At 42.0% G+C, this 16,102-nt stretch carries 11 protein-coding genes and 1 riboswitch; of the genes, 7 read left to right on the top strand and 4 right to left on the bottom strand.

The window, feature by feature from the left end; genetic code table 11:
* The first annotated feature begins 8 nt into the window (after positions 1-8).
* Positions 9-620, top strand: a complete 612-nt coding sequence (locus QPK24_RS10200; RefSeq protein WP_285748377.1) for a DedA family protein — start codon at positions 9-11, stop codon at positions 618-620.
* Between the two features lie 36 nt (positions 621-656).
* Positions 657-1,508, top strand: coding sequence for an undecaprenyl-diphosphate phosphatase (locus QPK24_RS10195; RefSeq protein WP_285748375.1), 852 nt, complete (start codon positions 657-659; stop codon positions 1,506-1,508).
* A 99-nt stretch (positions 1,509-1,607) separates the two neighbouring features.
* On the opposite strand, the gene QPK24_RS10190 is transcribed toward QPK24_RS10195, so the two are convergent.
* Positions 1,608-1,736 (bottom strand): hypothetical protein, encoded by a 129-nt coding sequence (locus QPK24_RS10190; protein ID WP_283771318.1) that lies wholly within the window; start codon positions 1,734-1,736, stop codon positions 1,608-1,610.
* A gap of 155 nt (positions 1,737-1,891) precedes the next feature.
* Here QPK24_RS10190 and QPK24_RS10185 point away from each other — a divergent pair, with 155 nt between their 5' ends.
* A complete protein-coding gene (locus tag QPK24_RS10185) occupies positions 1,892-2,614 on the top strand; it encodes a DUF3153 domain-containing protein (protein WP_285748371.1) in 723 nt (240 codons plus the stop codon).
* Between the two features lie 97 nt (positions 2,615-2,711).
* Here the strand turns inward: QPK24_RS10185 and QPK24_RS10180 are convergent, their stop codons facing one another.
* The gene (locus QPK24_RS10180; protein WP_285748368.1) at positions 2,712-3,491 is read right to left on the bottom strand and encodes a GTP pyrophosphokinase; all 780 of its coding nucleotides are present in this window, start codon (positions 3,489-3,491) and stop codon (positions 2,712-2,714) included.
* Between the two features lie 247 nt (positions 3,492-3,738).
* Between QPK24_RS10180 and QPK24_RS10175 the strand changes: the two genes are divergently transcribed.
* From QPK24_RS10175 to QPK24_RS10165, 3 genes are all read left to right on the top strand, one after another.
* A complete protein-coding gene (locus tag QPK24_RS10175) occupies positions 3,739-10,449 on the top strand; it encodes a DUF7507 domain-containing protein (protein ID WP_285748366.1) in 6,711 nt (2,236 codons plus the stop codon).
* On the top strand, positions 10,446-12,161 hold the full coding sequence (locus tag QPK24_RS10170; RefSeq protein ID WP_285748364.1) for a DUF11 domain-containing protein: 1,716 nt from the start codon (positions 10,446-10,448) through the stop codon (positions 12,159-12,161). Before QPK24_RS10175 ends, QPK24_RS10170 begins: the two co-directional genes overlap by 4 nt.
* Positions 12,162-12,448: 287 nt before the next feature.
* Positions 12,449-12,589, top strand: a riboswitch (cyclic di-AMP (ydaO/yuaA leader).
* A 4-nt stretch (positions 12,590-12,593) separates the two neighbouring features.
* Complete coding sequence (locus QPK24_RS10165) at positions 12,594-13,055, top strand: C40 family peptidase (protein ID WP_285748362.1); 462 nt, start codon at positions 12,594-12,596, stop codon at positions 13,053-13,055.
* A 94-nt stretch (positions 13,056-13,149) separates the two neighbouring features.
* Here the strand turns inward: QPK24_RS10165 and glgD are convergent, their stop codons facing one another.
* The gene (gene glgD, locus QPK24_RS10160; protein ID WP_285748361.1) at positions 13,150-14,250 is read right to left on the bottom strand and encodes a glucose-1-phosphate adenylyltransferase subunit GlgD; all 1,101 of its coding nucleotides are present in this window, start codon (positions 14,248-14,250) and stop codon (positions 13,150-13,152) included.
* 25 nt (positions 14,251-14,275) lie between these two features.
* Positions 14,276-15,430: a glucose-1-phosphate adenylyltransferase gene (locus QPK24_RS10155; protein WP_285748359.1), complete on the bottom strand. Its 1,155-nt coding sequence runs from the start codon at positions 15,428-15,430 to the stop codon at positions 14,276-14,278.
* Positions 15,431-15,871: 441 nt separating this feature from the next.
* Between QPK24_RS10155 and QPK24_RS10150 the strand changes: the two genes are divergently transcribed.
* On the top strand, positions 15,872-16,087 hold the full coding sequence (locus QPK24_RS10150; RefSeq protein ID WP_213535484.1) for a cation:proton antiporter regulatory subunit: 216 nt from the start codon (positions 15,872-15,874) through the stop codon (positions 16,085-16,087).
* Positions 16,088-16,102 lie beyond the last annotated feature (15 nt).

Here is a 16,102-nt window from a genome sequence, read left to right as displayed (position 1 = left end):
GGTAAACCTTGGAGAACTGGATTACAAGTTTTATGGAGCAGTTTGGTTACATTGGTATTGCTCTCATTATTGCACTTGAGAATGTCTTTCCGCCGATTCCATCGGAGATCGTACTCCCCTTCGGCGGATTTATGACCACCTATACGTCCCTTACCGTATTCTGGGTAATCGTCGCTGCTACAGTTGGTTCTGTCGTTGGCGCAGTGATTCTTTACGGTGTTGGTCTCTTACTTGATGTAGAGCGTTTGGAGAAGATCGTAGATCGCTGGGGACATATCCTGCGTGTCAAGAAAGAAGATATCCATAAAGCAGATGCCTGGTTTGATAAATACGGATACTGGACTGTGCTCTTTTGCCGTATGATCCCGCTGGTACGAAGTCTAATCTCTATTCCAGCGGGTATGTCCAATATGAAATTTGGATTATTCCTGGTGTATACCACGATCGGTACACTAATTTGGAATACGATTCTGGTTCTCGTCGGGGCGACCCTTGGCAGCAACTGGCATGAAATCACTGATTTCATCGGTGTATACTCTAATTTTGCGTATGCGATTATTGCAATAGCAGGTATCGCTTTCCTGATCTGGTTTTTCAGACGCAACAAAAAAGCTAAATAATAGAAGCACCCTTTATAAAGGAGAAGTGACATCAACATGAATTTTATAGATTTACTAAAAACCATTATTCTTGGAATGGTGGAAGGATTAACCGAGTTTGCCCCGGTTTCATCTACGGGACATATGATCATTGTTGATGACATGTGGCTGAATTCAAAAGAATTTTTAACTCAATATGTGGCAAACACTTTTAAAGTAGTCATTCAGTTAGGTTCTATACTTGCTGTGGTTGTGGTGTTTAAAGATCGCTTTATTAACTTGCTCGGACTCGACCGACTGTTCGGTAAGAAAAAACCTGCGATTCCAGAAGGACCAGGTCATAATCGGCTAAAATTGTCCCAAGTTATTGTAGGGCTCATTCCTGCCGCTGTCCTCGGCGTCCTTTTTGAAGATTATATTGATGAGCATCTATTCTCCATTAACACGGTACTCATCGGACTTGTCATCGGTGCTTTCTTTATGATTGCCGCTGACTACTTTGCTCCCAAACAGCCAAAAGTAGAAACCGTGGATCAAATGACCTATCGCCAAGCATTCTCAATTGGACTTATGCAGTGTCTATCTTTATGGCCTGGATTCTCACGTTCCGGCTCTACGATTTCCGGCGGTGTCCTTCTTGGCATGAGTCACCGGGCAGCAGCTGATTTTACTTTCATTATGGCTGTTCCCGTTATGTGTGGTGCAAGTTTCTTGTCTCTCCTTAAAAACTGGGAGTATTTCACAATGGATGCACTTCCTTATTTTATTGCAGGGTTCATATCTGCATTTATCTTTGCCCTCATCTCGATCCGTTTCTTCCTGAAACTGATTAACCGAGTGAAACTCGTTCCATTTGCGATTTATCGCATTATCCTTGCAGCCGTTATCTATCTCTTATTTATTATGTAGTCAATCAATTATGGTTTGCACCCTCTGCATAGAGGGTACAAAGAAGAGAGGAGCGACCGGATACCGGTCCTCCTCTCTTCTTTGCTTATTGCGTATGCCTTACGACTTACGGGAACTGAGCTGAATAATCATCAAGATGAGCACTAGCAGTTGGATGAGCAATTCTGCACTCATGCGGTTCGCCTCCTGCACATAAGGATGCTCCTTCAGTACCAGATCCTCTCCCATTCGCTTGGCCTTTTGCTGCTGGCTTGCATTTTACGTTTCCCGTTATATGTATATGGCTTTGACTTGCATCATATGATTTATATTTTATGATTTACTTTTATTAGCTGTCCCTATTCGACTCTTATTACATAGTAGAAAGGCTTGATTAGATAACCATGAAGAACCGAAAAAACAAGTGTGTACCTACCCTTATCTTGTCCCTGCTGCTCCTGCTCCTTCTCTCCGCCTGTGCCAAAGGTGAAGCACATGTAACTGTCCATACAGATGGCACAGCAGACGTTAATTTTAACCTGCAGGTTCAGAATCGCAATATCAAATTTATAGGACATGAAGAGCTTGTAAAGTCTATTGAGAAAGCTTTTGAAGACAAAGGTTTTGTGACGGAGAACGTGGAGTCCAAAGATGGGAGTGAGATTTCTGCTTCTAAGGAAGTGAAGATCAGTCAAGCGGACAACAAGCAGGAACTTCCTGAAAGTATCTCTTACTCTACCGTGACAGAGGAAGGTTTCTTCTTCTCAAAACACAAGATTACCGTCGATGCGGATCTGATGTCTGCGATTCCTGACCATACATGGACGGAACAGTTAACAGCGATTCCTAACTTCGTGCGTAATTTATTATTAAAAGATGTGGAACTTGATTTCAAGTTAACTTTGCCGATCAAACCAGAATCAAGTAATGCGGATATTGTGACTGCGGACGGTAAAACAATGACCTGGCATATAGAACCTTTATCCGCTAACCATCTAGAACTCTCAGTAAACACACCTCATATTCAGAATATCATCATCACTGCCGTCGCTAGTCTTCTGCTTATTGGTGTTATGCTCTTTGTTATTATTAGAAAAGTCCAGAAAAATAAAAGAAATAAGAAATAAATAAAGAAGGCTGTCCTAGTGTAGGTAAACACTACAGGGACAGCCTTTTTAGTATAAGTATAAATTAAATAGTACAGTTAATTACTAATTTTCTATATTACTTTTGATCTTTACGGAAAGAATCTGTTGCCTGATCAATAATTTCAAGAAAAGCGGAAGGAAGCATAAACTGTTGATCACGAATAACGATTTTACGAAGATCTTCCTGGCTGCTTTGTTCTTCTGCATCTTTAATTTCTTTAATATCGTGGTGTAGTCGCTCCATTTTCAGATCCAGGCTGTTCGCCGTATCAGCAGCGCTTTTGAGTTCTTTAAGCAGAGTCTCTGGTACATCTTTATTGTACTTGTAAAAAATCTTATGCTCCAGACTGGCCCAGAAGTCCATCGCAATGGTTCGAATCTGAATCTCCACACATACTTGCTCTACCCCATCCGATAGAAACACAGGTACTTCCACGATCAAATGCAAACTTTTATATCCATTTGGTTTTGGATGTTCAATGTAGTCTTTCACGCCAAGCACTTTAAGATCGCTTTGTTTTTGCAGCATCTCACTAACTTTGTATATATCTGAAATAAAAGAGCATGTAATTCGGAGACCCGCAATGTCTTTAATATGTTCTTTCACATTCTTCACTGAAATGGGAAGTCCCTTACGGTGTAATTTTTTCAATATACTTTCCGGAGATTTCAATCTGGACTTCGTATGCTCAATCGGACTGTAATCATGAAAAGATTCAAATTCCTCTTTCAGAATATCAATTTTGGTCTCGATCTCATCAAGTGCAAATTTATAAACCATAATAAATCGGGTGATTTCATTTTTAATTCTCTTCACTTGTTCCATTTGATTCTGATGATTGACTAACTCGTTCATAAGCTAACTCATCCTTCCTTACTCTTAAGCGATTATACCTAATCATATGGCTCCTAAATCTTCGAACTCTATCCATTGTACATGAAGTAAAGGTTAAAATTCAAAACTGGATAACACTGGTATAAAACTGACAATATTTTTGTATACCTAACATACCTTAGGTTTAACAGCATTTTTTTCGTTATTGAAAGGTATTATGAAATGGATTCTATTTCATATCATAACCTTATATTTCTACTCTAAGGGGGTGTCTCTCATTCCTCTGGTTCTAAGGGCAACCTTTAACGCTACCGGCGGGATCACATTTACAGGGAATACACTAGGCTTAAGCCGATCTGCTGTCCAAGGTGTTCCAGGAGATTTAGACAGCATCGGTGCTTTTATAACGACAAACACAACTTCAAGATTTGGGACTTTCCCCCTGGGAACCACGAATAATTATGTAAACAATAGCTCTTCTGCCAATCTAGTGATGCCAACGGGAAGTACGGTTCTCTATGCGGAACTCATCTGGGGCGGTTCTTATATTAATGGTTCGGTTAATTTGTCCAGCGCAATTAATAACCCGGTGACTTTTATTACACCAGCGGGAACAAACAGCGTTATTCCGGATCCCACCACATACAATGCATTTGATCTCGGAAATGGTGCGCAGGCCTATGTTAGATCTGCCAATGTAACGCCGCTTGTACAGCAAGCGGGTGCCGGGACATATACTACGGGAAGTGTGGTAGGAACGATCATTATCACCGGAGACAGTACAGCTAACCATGCAGGCTGGACCCTAGCCGTCATATATAACAACTCCTCACTCCCATTCCGGAACATGTCGCTAAGAGCAGGCGGCATTCTAGTAAGTGCATCCAATGCTACAACGATAACTGGATTTGCAACTCCAACTTCAGGACCACTTGGCGGTCGCGCTTTATTCAGTGCACAGGAAGGAGATGCCAACCGAACGGGAGACTCTGCCCAGTTTGGTCCGACTTCTGCTACACTTGTTTCTCTATCAGGTCCAAATAACTTTGCTAATAATTTCTTCGCATCCCAAATTAATAATGATGCTGGACTTATTAATACAACAGGGACATTCGGAACATTAAATCAAACAAATGGTGCACCTGGAACGAATATCATAGGCGGCAGACAGGGCTGGGATATTACAAATGTTGATATTTCGGCAAGACTAATCAATAATCAGTCTTCTGCAGTACTGAACCTCACCACTTCCGGTGATGTGTACATTATTAACGCGAATGCCATTCAGATCAATATCAATTCCCCTTCTATTAATGTCGTCAAAAGTGCTTCTGCAACAGGGTTAATCTTAGGAGACACCTATACCTACACCGTTGTTGTATCCAATACCGGAACGGCTAATGCTGCGAGTGTCGTATTAACGGATGTCCTACCTTCTGGCGTTACCTTCGTACCTGGAAGTGTGGTTGTTGGAGGAACATCAAGACCAACCTACGATATACTTAGCGGTGTACCCATCGGAACGTTGAACTTAGGCAGTTCAGTAACCATTACATACAGAGCCACAGTCAGCTCTATTCCAACCAACCAGACCATCTCTAGTTCCGCTAATACTGCATTTACTTTCCAGAGTGTTGCCGGAGGCGCGACAATATCAGGTGTCATCCCCTCCAATAACCTATCGATACCTGTTTATGATCCACTATTCACTATAGTTAAGTCAGCAGACACAACAAATGCCACGGTAGGAGATACGGTGACTTATACGGCAACCATAGCTAATACGGGAAATATAGGAGCCGCTGTAAATTATCGCGATGTCATTCCTGCGGGTACAACATTTGTCCCTGGCAGCTTTCGAGTGAATGGAACAGTGATTTCCGGAACAAATCCTGCTACTGGTGTGAATATAGGTACTCTAGCTCTCGGCAGTACAACAAACGTTACTTTTCAAGTTCTTGTTAACTCACTCCCTGCACCGCCCACTCTAGTTAATCAAGGAAGTATTTCTTATACGTTTCAGCCACCTGATGGAAGAACAATCAGTGGGTCTGCCGTATCAAACACCTTATCGATCCCAGTAACCACGCCGAATGTGAGCGTTATAAAAACAGCAAATGTAACAGATACATCCGTAGGAGAAACGATCACATATACTTCCGTTATTACAAACAATGGTCTGACCACTCTACAAAATATCGTTTTCACAGATGCCAGCCCCGCAGGCACAAACTTTATTGCGGGAAGTTTTACTGTGGATGGTGTTATTCGACCTAATGCAAATCCCGCCAATAGTATTTCCATAGGAAGCTTGCAGAGCGGGAGAACAACTTCTGTATCTTTTCAAGCGCTTGTAACTTCAGTCCCTTTGACTAGTCAGATTTCGAATCAATCGAGTATCTCATATGGTTCAGGCAGTTTTACAGGAAACGTTGTATCTAATATTGTTTCTACGCCTATATACGCGCCTAATATTTCCGCCTTAAAAAGCTTTAACGCTACAAGTACTGCCATTGGTAATCTACTTGAAGTTACACTACAGCTTACGAATACAGGAAACATAGGAGCCCAAGTTCAAATTACAGACAACATACCGCCTGGAACAAACTTTGTTATAGGAAGTGTGGCGCTAAATGGGGTGCCAATTCCTACAGCAAATCCTGCACTTGGATTCTCCGTTGGCACGCTTGGTGTGAATGTCACAAGCACGGTCACTTTCCAGCTTGAGGTCATTTCTCTGCCAACGCCGCAAACCATCACGAATACAGCAGCGATCAATTACACATATACATTACCTAGCGGCCGCACACAAAGTGGTGCTCTTACTTCTAATACCGTATCCATTCCTGTGTCAGCCCCCAATATTAGCTTGGTTAAAATAGCAAATACGACTGAAGCAGCGATAGATGATATCATCACTTACAGTATTACAGTAAGTAACACTGGAACTGGAACCGTCAGCTCCATTATTTTAGCTGATCTCACGCCCGAAGGCACCTCCTTTGTAAACGGTTCAGTTCGTATTAATGGAGTTGCTGCAAGTACCGCGGTACCCTCTAGCGGGATTGCGGTTGGTCCACTTGGTGCTCAATCCTCTGCCTTGGTAACTTATCAGCTAAAAGTCATTTCTTTACCTGCTTCTGGAGCGATTGCAAATCAAGCTACTGCTGCATTTACAAGCGGATCATTCACGGGTTCCTCCACATCAAATACAGTGACGATTCCTGTCTATAACGCTGTGATTTCCCTTGTGAAAAGTACGAATACAACACTGGCTACAGCTGGAGACACACTGACTTATACGATTCAAATCAGCAATTCGGGTAATACAGTTAGCTCTCTAACATTGAGTGATGTATTACCTCCTGAAGTCAGCTTTGTGACCAATAGTGTGGTAATTGGAGGTGTGCCTGCTCCAGGCGCCAACCCAGTGAGTGGTTTTTTGATTTCGGATGTACCTGCAGGTGGAATGACCGTTGTTACTTTCCTCGTAACGATAAATTCACTGCCTGCCTCGCAGAAGATCCTGAATCAGGCAACTGCTTTGTTCTATTATCAAACTCCTTCTGGCCGTGTACTGTCTGGAAGTACTACATCTAACAGTGTTGTAATTCAGGTATCTGCTCCAAATGTATCTGTGGTCACAACCACTTCTACCGCTTTGGCTGTAGTAGGTGATAGAGTTACCTACACCACCACGATTACTAATCGTGGTCCCTCTTCGATCACCAATGTCATTGTCAGCGATGGATTACCGGAGAACGTTTCTTTTGTACCCGGGAGTGTGGTGATCGGTGGAGTCCTTGCTCCAAATCGATCGCCTCTAACCGGCATTCCAATCGGCAGTCTAGCCCCCGGGGCAAGTGCTGTCGTTACATTTGAGGTGAATGTAACCATGGCTGTACCTTCACAGATTAATAACCAATCAACGGTTAGTTTTACATCAGGTGTTTTTTCAGGCACATCAACATCAAATCAAACACAGATTCCAATCACTCAACCGCAAATTTCACTCACCAAAACAGCGGATACAAACAATGCAACCGTAGGCGATACTGTGGTATATACAATAACGGCTGCAAACTCTGGAAATCTACCCGCTGCACTTATCGTTTCAGATACCATCCCTGCAGGAACTACCTTTACTCCAAACAGTGTTCTTGTTAATGGAATTTCCATACCTGGCGTTTCCATCATTGATGGAGTCAGTACAGAAATAATTTCAGCCGGTGCAACTTCAGTCCTCTCTTTTTCCGTTACGATTACATCGCTTCCATCACCACAGTTCATTACGAATCAAGCTTCTTCTACTTTTACGTTTACCACTCCTGATAATCGGACATTAACAGGAACCGCTTTATCTAACACAGTTAGTTTCCCTGTATCCTCACCAAATGTACTTGTTACCAAAACAAGCTCACTTGCTGATGTTTCCGTAGGTGATATTATCACGTTTACCGTAACGGTTACTAATCTTGGTATTGAAGATGTGCAAAATGTGCTTTTATCAGATCCAATAACAGGGACGTCATTCATTCCTGGTAGCGTCACAATTAATGGCGGTCCGAATCCAACTGCTAATCCAACGGGTGGGATTAGTTTAGGCGGAATTGCAGCCTCAGCTTCTGCTTCAGTCACATATAATGTAAGGGTTGATTCCGTACCAACTCCACCTGAAATCAGTAGTTCCGCATCCGTAAGTTTTACATCTGGGGTGTTTGCAGGTACAACCTTCTCTAATGCACCGATCATTCCCGTATATAACCCCGTTATTGCAGCTGTCAAATCTGCAAGCAAAATCAATGCTACCGTTGGCGATACACTCACTTACAGTATTACGGTAAGTAACACAGGTAATTTTGGTGCAAGCATCAATCTAACAGATACGATCCCTGCTGGCACCTCTTTTGTTCCAAACAGTGTATTAATCAACGGACTTCCATCACCTGGATCCGACCCTTCTCTAGGCATTGTATCGAGTAGTATTACCCCAGGGACCTCCAGTACAATTACCTTTTCTGTCGTAATCGATACGCTTCCGAGTCCGCAGTTCTTGAGTAATCAATCCTTTGTCAGTTACTCTTATACATTGCCATCAGGTAGAACGCTCGGCGGAAATATGTCTTCTAACGTGTCTATAGTTACTGTTTCTGCTCCTAATGTGACAGCAGTTAAAATATCTTCATTAACGGCACTTACTGTTGGGGACGTCAATACGTATACCGTAACCATTGGAAACAGTGGAATCGAGACCGTGAATAATGTGATCATTACCGATGCGCTTCCCGCAGCAACCTCCTTTGTCAGCGGCAGTGTATATATAGACGGAACCCAGCGCCCCACCGCCAATCCTTCTACAGGAGTGACGATCGGAAGTATAACTCCAGGGTCTACGGTCAACGTTACTTTTCAATATCGTATCAACTCAATACCTACGACCTCTTTGTCGCAAATTGAAAATCGCGCAATCGTAACCTTTACTTCGGGTACATTTTCAGGCAGTACATTCTCAAATACCGTGAGCACGCCGGTATACAGCCCTATTTTGTCAGCCGTTAAAACAGCAAATACCATCAATGCAACGGTCGGAGATACCGTAGTTTATTCGATTACGTATACGAATACAGGTAATTATGGCGGCAGTGTCGTTCTAACCGATCTCATTCCTGAAGGTACAACACTTATTCCGAACAGTGTCATTGTGAATGGCGCTCCAGTTCCCGGAGCAAATCCTGCAACAGGTATGTCCGTCGGTGTTATATCATCTACAGCCACCGTTTTGTTCTCCGTCGTCATTAATACGTTACCGGTCAGTCAACAATTAAGTAATCAAGCGACTTCAACCTTCACTTATACGTTGCCTGATGGTAGAACACTGAATGGTTCTTTTGCCAGTAATTTATTGCAAATACCTGTTTCCTCCCCAAATATTACACTCGTGAAATCAGCCTCTGTAGCAACCGCAGTCGTTGGTGACACCTATACGTATCGTGTCATTGTTACGAATAACGGAATTGCGAATGTGAATAATGCTGTATTGTCCGATATTTTAGCAGCTGAAAGTACTTTTGTACCCGGAAGTGTTACCGTTGATGGAAATTCCCGAATAGACGCAAACCCAGCGGGCGGGATTAATCTAGGCACGATTGCACCAGGGAATGCAGTGACCGTAACTTTTGACGTGAGAGTGAATACGCTGCCAAGTGCTCCTTACACCATTCAAAACCGTTCATCCGTCAGTTTTACCTCAGGTGCTTTTACAGGTGCTTCCTATTCCAACACAGTGAGCATTCCGATCTACCAGCCTATTTTTCAATTACTCAAAACAGCCAACTCCTCAAACGTGACCGTAGGCGATACCGTAACCTATTTCTTAAATTTGACGAACACAGGCAATTTACCGGGAATTGTAACTTTAACGGATGACTTACCTGATGGAGCCGTTTTGGTTCCAAATAGTGTACTCATCAATGGAGTTCCTCAGCCCGGGGTGAATCCGGAAACAGGGATTCCTGTTGGTAATGTAGCTCCCGGATCGAATATCAATATCACCGTAACTTTACAGATCATCGTTGACACGCTTCCAGAATTACAACAACTGATCAATCAAGCATTTGGAACATTTACTTACGCACCCCCAGATGGTCGATTCCTCGGCGGCAATTTCAGTTCTAACCCGCTCGTGATTCCTGTCTCATCACCGAATGTAACGGTTGTAAAGACGACCTCCACAGGAGATGCCGTTGTTGGCGATACCATCACTTATACCGTAGTTATTACCAATAACGGAATCGTAGAAGTTGAGAATGTCGTTATGGTAGACCCCGTACCTGCCGGTACTGAATTTGTATCTGGAAGTGTAATTGTGGATGGAAACGCTAGACCTAACGCCAATCCGAATACTGGGGTTACGGTTGGGACCATTCAGGAGGGAGCTTTCTCAACCATTACATTCCAAGTACAGGTCGTTACGATATGAATTCGCAGGATAGAAGGAATTATGTAGTAAACAATCAATCTTCTGTCCGTTTTGCATCAGGCCGTTTTGAAGGTGTGTCTTATTCCAATATGCTATCTATCCCGCTAACAGGTGCTATTCTGACACTCAATAAAAGTGCCTCTATGGAACAAGTGACACTCGACAGCATCGTTATGTATCAGCTTGAAATAGAGAATACTGGGAATGCCCCTGCAGAAGTTACGCTAATCGATACACTTCCGGAGGGCACCTCCTTTATTCCCAACAGCCTCTTGAAAGATGGTCTTCCTGTGCCAGGCGCCAATCCGCAAGAGGGTCTGCAAATTGGGATCTTGCCGATCAACGAGAAAGTTACGATTCAGTTCCAGATCATTATAAGCAGCATTCCTGATTCTTTAACTCTTACCAACGTGGCCACAGCAAACTATACGTTCCAAGCGATGGATGGTCGTCTCATTACAAAAGAGCTCATCTCTAATCCTGTCACCTTATTCGTATCTCCCTCTCAATTATCCATTTACTATTATGCGAATACGAATCAGACTTTTGAGGGAGATATCATTACTTTTTTTATACAAATCACGAATACAGGAAGAGAAGATATCAGAAATGCCGTAGCTAGCACATTATTGTCGGGTGAGATGACTTTTCTTCCCGGCAGTGTGGTGATTGATGGTCTCCTCGCCCCTGATCTTGATCCATTCGCAGGTATTACAATCCCTATTGTTGTTGCAAACTCAACGACCCAAATATCGTATCAGGTGAGAATAGGGAAAAGGACAACTTCGACTCCTCTTACGAGTGTTGCAACGTTACTTTATATCAATCAGGGAGAAGAAATTACAATTCGTTCAAACCCGGTGTCTATCACGTATTTGTTACCGGTATTAACAATTTCCGTAAAGATAACGCCTGTTCAAGTAACCTATGAGGATACAGTCACATATGAAGTACTTATCCAAAATGAAGGAGAGATTCCCGTAGACGCAGTCTATGACTTACTTCAAGCCCCAGAGCTCAACCTGGTTCCGGATACAGTAAAAGTAAACGGTATTCTACGACCGAAGGTTTCTTTAGCGACGGGACTTCCTTTAGGCACTTTAATTCCACACTCCAGCATATATATCACTTTTGAATCGAAAGTTTCTGTGATCCCTAACTCCATTGTTCCTGCTGAAGAATGGGTTAACCGTTCACGGCTGACTTACACATTTCGAATCAATGATGGAAGGTCGGTTCGACTGACAACGCTAGCTCTTACACCTGTTTTTTTCTATGCCCCGCGCATACTGCTTCATGTTCTCACATCACCGAAATATGTGGAGCCAGGTGACGATATTCTATTTGAGATAACTATTCGGAATTCAGGAAATACAAAAGCAGATTTGTTTCTGCCCTTACCTGCTCCGGGTGTGTCTACGATTCTAAATGGCTCTATTCAGTGGTCTGATCATAAACGCGAGTTAACCGTGCTTGAGATGGAGCAGCAGACCGTGCAAATTACAGATATTCAGCCTGGGGAATTAATCAAATTGATCTACACACTTCATATGCAAGTGTTTCCACTCTTTAGACCTGCGCGGGAACGGGACGAATATGTGTTTTCCGACACGATCCAGGCCCTTTGCACTTATAACTTTAATGACCGTATACACTCCTTTGAAGTGGTATCTAATGTCTATGAAATTGTCTTTACTGAGCACGATGAATAAAAAAATCGAAAGGCCCAGCTGCATTATTTTAAGCAGCTGGGCCTCTTTTCTCGTCTTGTTTCGTAAATTAGTCGGTATTCATATATCTATAATATTTCTGTTAATAAGGGATAAACAACACTCATGTTCACAAAGGTGAAATAAATTCGAGAAAAAGATAACGAAATTAGTAAAATCAGGTTGATAATTCATTCGCCCAATGTTAAAATTCGTTGTAGAGAAAGTAACATTTTCGTAATCATTGTTGTAACTAATTGTTATCATTAACATGAATATACAAGGTGCAATCACGATAACCGCCGAATTCTTACGCACCTAAGAAGCGGGGGACCCGCCTACCATGGGTGAATTGATCTCGAAACAGAGTGATCATAGGGTACCTTCAACCGAATCCTTAGCTAACCTCGCAGGCATTGGAAGGAGTATTACATTTTGAAAAAGAAACTCGCATCAGCAGCATTAGGACTATCATTACTATTCACCGCAGGACTCGGGCACGCTTCCGCTTCTGTACTTTCTACCACAGTAAATAACACAGTTGGTGTTCCTTATAAATACGGCGGTACTACACTCACAGGGTTTGATTGCTCTGGGTTTACTCGTTATGTATACAAAAAATTAGGTGTAACTTTACCTCATAGTTCGAAACAACAATACAAAAAAGGCACTTCAGTGAAGAAATCCGCTCTAACCAAAGGCGATCTTGTATTCTTTAATACAAGCGGTAAAGGCATTTCGCATGTTGGAATATACCTAAGCGATAACAATTTTGTCTCCGCTACCTCATCTAAAGGTATCGCCATTACACCCATTAACAAGGGTTATTGGAGTTCAAAATATTATGGTGCTAAGCGTGTACTTAGTTCATCAGCAGCGAAAAAGGCCGACTTATAGTATACATATAAACTGCCACCACGATTATGAAACTTCAGAATTTCAACATAGGAAAAAAGGTCAGAGAAGTAAGTCTCTGACCTTTTTTCCTGATTTAAATTTGGCTGCTTTTGGCAATGACATAAGGCTGCTTGGCATCACCGATCAGTGTGCAATCTGCCGTTAAATGTACATCTTTATCAAGGATTACATTCTCCAGCACTGTATTCTCCTCAATTACACATTTCTGCATGATGATCGAATTACGAATTTGAGCCCCTTTGTGAACTTTGACTCCTCTAAAAATAATACTGTTCTCGACCTGCCCTCCAATGATACAACCATTTGCAATCAAAGAGTTGCTTACTTCCGCATTCTCGAGAAACCTAGTCGGTGGTTCATATTTGATTTTGGTATGAATTTCATATTGTTTGAACAAACGTTGATATTGTTCTTGATTAAGTAGATCCATACTATTGCGATAATAACTTTCTACCGAGTTAATAACGGTATGGTATCCATCAAAAGCAAAACCAGCAATGTTTAAGTTATGCAAATTATCTTGGATTCCATCACGGAAGAAGTAATCTTGACCATGCGCAATACAATGATCTACTAATTTCAGAAACAATTGTTTTTCCATAATAAAAGCACCGAGATATATATTAGGATGATCACCTTCTTGATGAATTCCCGTAACTTTTACACCGTCCACATCGACCCGTACACAGGACTCATGTTCAGGAAGGATCTCATCTACTTTTTTATAAAGAAGAGTGACATCGGCTTTCTGAGAGATATGAAACTGATACATTTCCCGGTAGTCCATGGAGTAAATATGCTGACTGCCGGTATGAATAATATGGGTACCTTTGGCTCGAAGAAAATAATCACGATTATTATGAAAATGCTGCAGATCGCCTTTGGAACGGTCCGTAGGATCATTCCAGTCTGGCGGAAGTATAAAAAGACCCCCGTGTTTGCGATCTAGGTCCCATGGAGCCCCCTGCCCCAAATGATCCAGCAGCGACCGATACTTCCTACGTACAAACAGCGCGGTATGATGAATGTTAGAATGCATTAAATTGGACAAAACAAAATCGATCAAACGATACCTACCCGCAAAAGGAACGGCAGCACCACAACGAAAATATGTTAATTCATTCATTAACTCGAGCTCTTGATCCAGGTTCACTACACCCATGAGATGTTGCATACTAGGTCACCGTCCTCACTCATATTTAGCTAAGTCCATACGTATGTTGTCGATATGTCTGATCAATTAGTAAAATTTCATCTTCCTGGTCTCCATTACCCCCAACAACAGAGTAATCTTCAATCATCGTTCCTTCGCTTACAATCGCCCGGTGAAGTCTAACATTCTTTCCTATTTTCACTTTAGGCATAATCACTGAATCCGTAACTACACTTCCTTCCCCGATCTCGACCCCATAAAATAATACCGATTTGCTGACTTCCCCTTCAACAATGCAGCCTTCATTCACGATACTGTTACAAACCTTTCCTTTTGTACCAATATAGCCCGCCGGTTCATTCGGATTACGTGAATAGATACGCCACTGCGGATCATTTAAATTCAAGGGAGGATCGTCGCTTAACAGATCCATATTCGCTTCCCATAAGCTCTTAACCGTCCCTACATCTTTCCAGTAACCGCTGAATGGATAAGCATACAGCTTCTTCTCATTCTTGAGAAGAAGTGGAATAATATCATGACCGAAGTCATAGGTAGAATCCGGATCTTGTTCACTCTCAAGAAGATGTTGTCTCAGGACAGACCATCTGAACATGTATACTCCCATGGATGCCAGCGTACTTTTCGGATGTACAGGCTTCTCTTCAAACTCATAAATCTCATAATTGTTTTTTGTATTCAAAATGCCAAACCGGCTTGCTTCATGTAAAGGAACATCAATGACCGAAATCGTGCAATCCGAATTTTGGTTTTTGTGATATTGAAGCATGGCATCATAATTCATCTTATAGATATGGTCACCTGATAAGATCAGTACATGCTCTGGTTCAAATTGATCAACAAAATTTAAATTCCGATAAATTGCATCTGCCGTACCTCTGTACCAGTTATTACTCCCCTCTCTCTCATGAGGTGGAAGAACAAACACGCCTCCATTTCGGCGATTTAAATCCCAATCACTGCCGATCCCCACATACGAATGGAGCACCAAAGGCTCAAACTGTGTTAATACGCCTACCGTATCAATTCCCGAATTCGCACAATTACTCAGCGGAAAATCAATAATGCGGTAAGTACCCCCAAAATAAACAGCAGGCTTAGCTAAAGTCTTCGTCAGCCCTTTCAATCGTTTACCCTGACCTCCGGCCAGTAACATAGCTACCACTTCTTTTTTGTTCATAAAAAAGCCTCCTCAAGATGTAGAATTGTATAACAGCTGCTTAAGTGAGTAGAAATAAGCAAATAACAAATTGAAGATGCCTGTGACTGGACATTAGAAGGTTAAACGCCTGTAGAGTAGAGGTAACACCATGGAGGTTGGTCTTAGAAGATGGTTATTAGGGAGGTGAAAACTTATAAAGGGTGTTTCGGAAGAAAAAAATCTCTATGTTGTTAATTTATGTATACACAGTTCTATTTCATTATAATCATCAAAATTCCTTCCTAAAAAGCAGTGTTAACATAATTTTCATTAAAAACCTGAAACACGGTCTAGGAAAGTCTACAATTATGTACCTATTCCTTCTTTTCGTCTTGCATTCGAAGGCACCTGATAGTACAATACGGCTTTGAGTGTGAATCACAGAAAATTGAATTATAGCTTAGAAAGGGGATTATTCCCATGGAACTTCTCAAATCCACTTTGCCCGGTGTAGGTATGAAGTATCAACTGGAAACCAAATCAGGTTCTAATTTCATTATCGTTCACCATGAAGATGGACGTCGTGAAATTTACTGTACTGATCCAGAAGATCAGGAGAACATCCGATGCATCGCTGAGTTAGAGGATGAGGAGTGTATGTTGCTCTCTAGTATTATAGGCGGTTGGAACGAATAATAAAAAAAGAAATGG

This window comes from Paenibacillus polygoni, assembly GCF_030263935.1.
GTDB classification, from domain to species: Bacteria; Bacillota; Bacilli; order Paenibacillales; family Paenibacillaceae; genus Paenibacillus; species Paenibacillus polygoni.
The sequence above is the reverse complement of the archived record's forward strand: the minus strand, read 5'-3'. Positions and strand labels throughout refer to the sequence as shown.